The sequence below is a fragment of the Mesorhizobium sp. M1A.F.Ca.IN.020.06.1.1 genome (assembly GCF_004023265.1).
In the GTDB taxonomy this organism is placed as follows: Bacteria; Pseudomonadota; Alphaproteobacteria; order Rhizobiales; family Rhizobiaceae; genus Mesorhizobium.
In genome coordinates this window covers 1-5438 of record NZ_RZSR01000354.1, presented here as the reverse complement: position 1 = coordinate 5438, position 5438 = coordinate 1, and the positions used below count along the sequence as shown (strand labels likewise).

The following is a 5438-nucleotide window of genomic DNA, read 5'->3' as shown; positions in this document are numbered from 1 at the left end:
GCCGAAGGGCTGGATGAGAACCTCGCGTCCGCGCTGGTAGAGGACGACACAGGATCGCGCCGCCACCCGTTTGTTCTTCATGGCCTCCCGAAGGACGTTGAACGCCTCTGCGGAAGCATCCTCCGCCGGAATGAGGTAATAGGGCTTTTCGAGATAGCGCGTGTCGATGTCTGCGACCGGCACGAACTCGCCGATTTCCAGCGTGTGCTCGGAGGTTAGTTTCAGCGCCTTGATCTCCTCGGGCTCTATCTGGATGAAATCCTCCTTGTCGGTCTCGAAGCCCTTGACTTGGTCCTCGGCGTCCACCGGTTCGCCGGTCTCCTCATCCACATAGGCGCTTTTCACCGGCAGGCCGTCCCTCCGGTTCAATATCCTGAAATGGATTTTCGACGCTTCGCTGGTGGCGCCGACGATCTTGACGCCGCATGAAACCGATCCGACCTTCATGAAGCCTTTCCAGATCGCGCGAGGCGCAGCCATCGAGCTTACTCCGTCCGGATGCGCCCGGCAGGCGCCGGCGGATCGTCGGTTTCATCGGGATTTGGGCGCGGCACCTCGTCCGGCAGCCCGTGCCGCTCCGGCTTCCTGACCGGCTCCGGTTTCCAGCTGGGCGCCGGCATCGGCGTGTCGCGATCGGGATCCGGTTGTCTGGGGTCAGGCATCGAAGTTGGTTCCGTTGGTCTCCTGCACAACTCATCGCTGCCGGCATGGTTCCGAAGCGGCAGGCAGCGCTGCGCCTCAGATTTCGAGCAGCGCGTAAGGACGGCCGGTCGGCTTCGCGATATGCATGGCGACGTTGTAGACGCTGGCCCCACCAGGGGTCCGGCCTTCATACGAGCCGCGATGGGCATGGCCATGCACCACGGCGCTTACCTTGAAGCGATCGATGGTTTCGGCCAGCCGCGAGGAGCCGAGGAACGGAAAGATTTCCGGAGGCTCTCCCGCCACGGTCTCCGGGACCGGCGCATAGTGGAGCACCACGAGCGTGCGCTTGGCGCGCACCTGCCGCATAGCATTCTCGAGCCGCATTGCCTCGTTGACGCTTTCGGCCACCATCGCCTTGATGGCCGGCTCACCGAAGGAGCCCAGCATCCTTCGACCGAAGCCGCCGACAAAACCCTTCACGCCGACGAAGCCGACATCGTTCAGTTCGATCGCCTGGCCATCGAGGAGATGGACCCCCGCCTGGCGGAGCGTTGCAGCGATCTGCTCGACGCAACCGGATTCGTAGTCATGATTGCCGAGAACCGCGACCACGGGAATCGAGCATGCGCGCAGATCCTCGGCCAGAAGTTCCGCCTCACGCGGTTTTCCGAGATTGGTGAGATCGCCTGTAAGGACCAGGACGTCGGCCTCGCGCGATATCTCGCCGAACAGGTCGCGGTACGAGGTCTGGGCATCTTCCTGAACATGCAGGTCGCCCATGGCGGCGACCTTGATGACACCGTTGCCGTTTGATTTGGCTGATGTGGCTGGTTCAGGCATCGCGCATCTCTCCAACGCCGCCGACGCCGGCAAACCCCCATTCCTTGACGTCGATCTCATAGTCGACCTGCGACAGCAGGCGGCCGCGGCAGATCTTCATTTTGGGCGACGGCAGCTGCCGTTGCCGCGCAAGCCGGCCCAGCAGTTCGTCGAGCAGCCAGTCTGGAATGCGGTCCCGCTCGCTGGGATAGATCCACCGGAAGTTGAGGACCTGCATCAGCAGCACCTCCCAATGGACATCGAGATAGGCGAGCAGCCTTTGCCAGTCGATCTGATCGTGCGCCTTGAGGATGGTGTGGGCGATGTCGGCGCCGTCGTGGCGTCCTCTGTCCTGGATAAAGCATTTCGACCAGATGAGCTCCGTTGGGCCGATGATGCGGACCCGGCTGCCCAGCAGCTCGACTTGGCGGGCATGCTCCAGCCACTGATCCTTGACCTGCATCGTGCCGTTGGCCGAGGCGAAGATAACATCGAAGAAATGCTTGCCCTCGAAGACCTTCCCGAGCCAGCGGTCGTCCCGGATCTCGACCGCATAGCCGATGTTCTTGAAGTGCTCGAGTATGCGCGCGCAATCTCCGGCCTTGCAGAAGATATCCAGATCCTTGGTTTGCCGAACCACGCCCGTATAGGCGCTCACCGCGTAGGTCCCGGCGACCAGGAAAGGAATGTCGGTAGCGGCGAGCTCGCGGATCGCATGGGTGTAGAACGCCTCCGCCGCGGCGCTTCTCAGCGTTGGCTCGGCTTTCGCGTCGATCACGGGGAGCGATGCTGGCAGACCCGGCAACTCGTCGTTGGTCATCAACTGCTGCTCCGATTTCGGACCTTTCGATAACAGCCGCGGGGCCCGCTTGTTCCGCTGTCGGAGCTTGCGAAATGGGCCCGGCAACACCGTCCGGAGAGCAGGCAAGCCGCGCCGCGCGCGGAGCATTGCCGAAATCGCGTGAAAACAACGACTTGGGCGCGACAGCCTGGCTGGTGCGCTAGTCCTTTTGCTCGCGGTACAAGCGCTCGGTCGCGCGGTCGCTCTCGCGCCGTTCGACTGGACCTCTGTGACGGCGGGTGAAAAGCACGTAGATGATCGCAATGAGAAGGATCAGCGGACCGCCGGCAACAACGAATAGCCATAAATCGGAGCCGAACATGGCGTTTCCTTCCTGTCGAAGGTGGTTTCTCCAGCAACCTATCGCTGGTCTTGAGCTAACCGATAAGGGCTGCAAATGTTCCTGTCCAAGGGAGTAGGCGGCCTGCGTGGTCAGCCGCTTACGCGCCCGGCGGGATCGCCTTGGCGACCAATGTCCGGCCGTTGCGGCACCCTGAGCCAAACGGCCGAAGGCGGTAGCCGCCAGTTCGTTTGGGCCGCCGTATGCGCGCTGTCTCTTTGCCGAGAGCGGCGTCTTGACCAAACCGCAGCAGGAAAGGCCGTCCCGTCCAAGCGACTGCGGCGAGCAAGAACCTCTGAGGTGGGCTTGTCGTGGAACGCGGCCTTCGGATCACAGTTCCGGCAGACGCCATCTGAAAATCGACAGGCTCGGACTGGAACAAAGCCCTGAGTCGCTCGTTCGGCTCCGGCCCATCGAGCACAGGAGCTGGAAGCCATGAACATGCGGACACTTCTCGCGCCATTAGCCGTCGCTGCGACCTCCTCGTTTTTTCCGGCGGTCGCAGCCGATAACGCGCAAACCTTTGCCGGCCGATCGTAATCGATAGGAGACATCAAAATGCAGACGATCACCGCACTGTTCGACGATTATGACGATGCCGCCGATGCCGTGGGCGAGCTGGAGTCCATGGGCGTACCGCCGAGCGATCTCAGCATCATCGCCAACAATGCCGACGGCCGGCATTCTTCCGCGGCCGCCGAAGATGCAGCCAGTGGAGCCGGGATCGGGGCGGTCGTGGGCGGCGCCGGCGGCTTGGCGACGGGCCTCGGCGCCATAGCAATACCTGGCCTCGGTCCGGTCGTGGCGGCTGGCTGGCTGGCGGCGACAGCCGCGGGCGCGGCCGCGGGCGCAGTTGTTGGTGGAGCGGCCGGCGGCATCATCGGCAGTCTGACCGACGGCGGCGTGTCGGAGGGCGACGCCCATATCTATGCCGAAGGCATTCGCCGGGGCGGCACTCTGGTTACCGCTCGCGTCGAAGATGACCCCGCTCCGCAAGCACAAGCGATCCTCCATGATTCCAGGTCGGTGGACATCGGCGAACGGCGGAACGACTACGAAGCTGGCGGTTGGACCGGATTCGATCCGCGGGCCGGCGATTACCGTCAGCAGAGCAAATAGGAGTCAGCGTGAGACGAGTGCTGTTGCCGCTGATCCTGACAGTGGTTGTGCTGTTGGCATGTTACTGGGCCTTCGCCTATGTCCAGAGTAGCTGGCCGACGGCACCGTTGAAGCGGACACCTGAGCAGAACCAGGGCGGAAACGCACCCCAGGACACGTCTCCCGCCGCCGGCATAAAAAAGGATCCGCAAGGCAGCAACAAAATGCCGGGCAATCAATAGCGGCAGGCGTAAGCAGCGAGCATCAGGCGAGCGAATTGCTTTCCGCCTGATCGCATGGCGCTTCTCTCATCCGCGCTCGATGAATTTGTTGAAACGGCTGGGCAAACCTTCCGCCGTTAGGTCTTGGTGCACGAAGGCAAGTTCGTTCTCATCCAATATGGCGAAGAACTCTTCCCATTCGACGGGCTGCAGATCCTCTTCGTGCTCGCCGAAGTCGACGCGCAGCACCGCCCCCTTGCCTGCAGTCCGCGCGACTGCAGGTCTGCCTTGGCGGGCTTCAATCCAAGCCCGGATCACCTCGTGATTTGTGGTTTTCAGTGGCTCGCTCATGATCAACCCTTCCGGCTAATCGCCAATCCTGGCGCTTTGCTCGTCAGCGAATGAGGATTCAATCCGCGTCCGGCTCGCTCGTTCCCGCGAATTCGCTCCTTGCGAGGCGGTGGCCTGGCTGCGTGGCCAAGGGAACCAACTGCCGCCCTACTGGTTCGGAATGCATTCATTGGAGCCTGGCCATGCCAAATGCAGCCGAAATTTTCGTCGACACTCGGGTTGCTTGGGATGTCGAGGTCATGTTCGGCCTGCCCGGCGATGGCATCAACGGCATCATGGAGGCTTTGCGGAAAAACCGGGACAAAATCTCCTTTGTCCAGGTGCGCCATGAAGAATCTGCCGCATTGATGGCTTGCGCCAGCATCGAGCGGGCCGACGAGGTCGAGCGCGTTCTTGACGAAGCCTTGATGCCGAAGATGCCGCCCGATTATGCCAAGAATTTCCGCAAGGCGCTGCCGGAGACTCCGGGGCGCGAGCGGATCGAGGAGAACGTCGCGCGGGAGCCGGCCAGGACGATGATGGAAGCCGAGGGATGACGTTGCCGCAGCCGCTTGCGATTCCAACTTCCTGTTGAGGATGTACATGCTCGACCTGTGCCGCGAACGTCGCCGAATGGTCGATGTTCATCTCCGCCGCCGCGGCATTCATGATCGTGAGATCCTGGCAGCGATGCGCGAGGTCCCACGCGAGACTTTCGTGGACCCTGGCTTCGAAGAATTTGCCTACGAGGATGGACCGCTGCCGATTGCCGAGGGCCAAACGATATCGCAGCCCTATATCGTCGCGTTCATGCTGGAAATGGCTGAGATCGGGCCCGGCGATCACGTCCTCGAGGTCGGCACGGGATCTGGCTACGCCGCCGCCGTGATGAGCCGCATCGTCGATCATGTCTACACGATGGAACGGCACGCCGGCCTGGCGGAAACCGCGAGACGGCGCTTCGAGACGCTTGGCTACCGCAACATCGATGTGCGCACCGGCGACGGCACCAAGGGCTGGCCCGAAGCGGCACCGTTCGATGCCATTGTCGTCGCGGCGAGCGGGCCCGGCGCGCCGCTCGCGCTGCAGCAGCAGTTGGATGTCGGCGGCAAGCTGGTCATTCCGGTCGGAGATGACCCTGACG

General features: G+C 62.6%; 9 protein-coding genes and 1 pseudogene. 4 read left to right on the top strand and 6 right to left on the bottom strand.

Annotated elements, in window-relative coordinates:
• The 5 genes from EOA60_RS16835 to EOA60_RS37640 all read right to left on the bottom strand — a co-directional run.
• Window positions 1-480: Ku protein (locus EOA60_RS16835; protein ID WP_164899357.1), on the bottom strand; the 480-nt coding region annotated here is incomplete at its 3' end.
• A 5-nt stretch (window positions 481-485) separates the two neighbouring features.
• Window positions 486-662 carry a hypothetical protein gene (locus EOA60_RS37645; RefSeq protein ID WP_082953724.1) on the bottom strand — a complete coding sequence of 59 codons (177 nt, stop codon included), beginning with the start codon at window positions 660-662 and terminating at the stop codon, window positions 486-488.
• 76 nt (window positions 663-738) lie between these two features.
• Complete coding sequence (locus tag EOA60_RS16830; protein WP_067320643.1) at window positions 739-1485, bottom strand: metallophosphoesterase; 747 nt, start codon at window positions 1483-1485, stop codon at window positions 739-741.
• Window positions 1478-2284, bottom strand: a complete 807-nt coding sequence (locus EOA60_RS16825) for a nucleotidyltransferase (protein ID WP_067320790.1) — start codon at window positions 2282-2284, stop codon at window positions 1478-1480. The genes EOA60_RS16830 and EOA60_RS16825 overlap by 8 nt, the downstream gene beginning before the upstream one ends.
• A gap of 181 nt (window positions 2285-2465) precedes the next feature.
• Window positions 2466-2627, bottom strand: coding sequence for a hypothetical protein (locus tag EOA60_RS37640; protein WP_082953723.1), 162 nt, complete (start codon window positions 2625-2627; stop codon window positions 2466-2468).
• A gap of 576 nt (window positions 2628-3203) precedes the next feature.
• Here EOA60_RS37640 and EOA60_RS16820 point away from each other — a divergent pair.
• Both EOA60_RS16820 and EOA60_RS16815 read left to right on the top strand, forming a co-directional pair.
• Complete coding sequence (locus tag EOA60_RS16820; RefSeq protein WP_127335127.1) at window positions 3204-3764, top strand: hypothetical protein; 561 nt, start codon at window positions 3204-3206, stop codon at window positions 3762-3764.
• Between the two features lie 17 nt (window positions 3765-3781).
• On the top strand, window positions 3782-3985 hold the full coding sequence (locus EOA60_RS16815) for a hypothetical protein (RefSeq protein WP_245322518.1): 204 nt from the start codon (window positions 3782-3784) through the stop codon (window positions 3983-3985).
• A gap of 66 nt (window positions 3986-4051) precedes the next feature.
• Here the strand turns inward: EOA60_RS16815 and EOA60_RS16810 are convergent, their stop codons facing one another.
• Entirely contained in the window at window positions 4052-4315 is a 264-nt protein-coding gene (locus EOA60_RS16810) for a hypothetical protein (protein ID WP_095826298.1), read from the bottom strand.
• A gap of 182 nt (window positions 4316-4497) precedes the next feature.
• On the opposite strand from EOA60_RS16810, the pseudogene EOA60_RS16805 reads away from it, so the two are divergent.
• Together EOA60_RS16805 and EOA60_RS16800 are read left to right on the top strand one after the other, a co-directional pair.
• Window positions 4498-4674, top strand: a pseudogene (locus EOA60_RS16805) (thiamine pyrophosphate-binding protein); the annotation flags it as partial.
• 223 nt (window positions 4675-4897) lie between these two features.
• Window positions 4898-5438, top strand: a 541-nt coding sequence (locus tag EOA60_RS16800; protein WP_128311630.1) for a protein-L-isoaspartate(D-aspartate) O-methyltransferase, incomplete at its 3' end; no start/stop codon positions are given.

Coding starts and splice junctions, on each gene's coding strand:
- EOA60_RS16810 (WP_095826298.1), bottom strand. CDS start 4,315: ATGAGCGAGCCACTGAAAACCACAAATCACGAGGTGATCCGGGCTTGG.
- EOA60_RS16830 (WP_067320643.1), bottom strand. CDS start 1,485: ATGCCTGAACCAGCCACATCAGCCAAATCAAACGGCAACGGTGTCATC.
- EOA60_RS37640 (WP_082953723.1), bottom strand. CDS start 2,627: ATGTTCGGCTCCGATTTATGGCTATTCGTTGTTGCCGGCGGTCCGCTG.
- EOA60_RS16820 (WP_127335127.1), top strand. CDS start 3,204: ATGCAGACGATCACCGCACTGTTCGACGATTATGACGATGCCGCCGAT.
- EOA60_RS16825 (WP_067320790.1), bottom strand. CDS start 2,284: ATGACCAACGACGAGTTGCCGGGTCTGCCAGCATCGCTCCCCGTGATC.
- EOA60_RS37645 (WP_082953724.1), bottom strand. CDS start 662: ATGCCTGACCCCAGACAACCGGATCCCGATCGCGACACGCCGATGCCG.